The sequence below is a fragment of the Paraburkholderia sp. CNPSo 3274 genome (assembly GCF_024206475.1).
GTDB lineage: Bacteria > Pseudomonadota > Gammaproteobacteria > Burkholderiales > Burkholderiaceae > Paraburkholderia.
Genome location: NZ_JAMBPR010000257.1, coordinates 1 through 592, shown reverse-complemented (window position 1 = coordinate 592; position 592 = coordinate 1). Strand labels below are relative to the sequence as shown.

Below are 592 nucleotides of genomic sequence, written 5' to 3'. Positions count from 1 at the left end.
GTTTAAAAGAACGTTACCCTCGCGCCGTCGTGAATCGGTCGCCAAACAGGATGGCAAACTGGTTCATCGCGGATTTCCAGTCAAAGGTGGCCCGTACCGACTTGGCCAGCACGTTGCGTAGCGCTAGCCAGAGTAGTTTGATTGCAGCCTCGTCATTGGGGAAGTGGCCCCGCGTCTTGATGATCTTGCGAAGCTGCATGTTCAGACTTTCGATGGCGTTGGTCGTGTACACAACCCGCCGAATCTCGGGTGGAAACACAAAGAACGGCGTGACGTGCTCCCAGGCCCGCTGCCAGCATTGGACAATCATCGGGTACCTGGTTCCCCAGGGACCGTCTGTGAACGTCTGCAGGGCAAGCCGCGCGGCCTGCTCGCTCACCGCGCCATAGATCGGACGCAGCGCTGCCGCGATCGTCTTGCGGTCCTTGTAGCTGGCGTACTCAAGACTGTTGCGGATCAGGTGCACGATGCACGTCTGCACGGTGGTGCGCGGGTAAGCGGTGCCAATCGCTTCGGCCAGTCCCTTGAGCCCATCAACGACCGCGATCAGGATGTCCTGGCAACCGCGGGTCTTGAGTTCGTTGAACACCTT

At 59.5% G+C, this 592-nt stretch carries 1 protein-coding gene; it reads right to left on the bottom strand.

Annotated features, from left to right (window positions below; all coding sequences use genetic code 11):
- Positions 1 to 13: 13 nt before the first annotated feature.
- Positions 14 to 592 (bottom strand): IS256 family transposase (locus M3I54_RS44565; protein ID WP_254346749.1); only part of this gene is annotated, 579 nt, incomplete at its 5' end.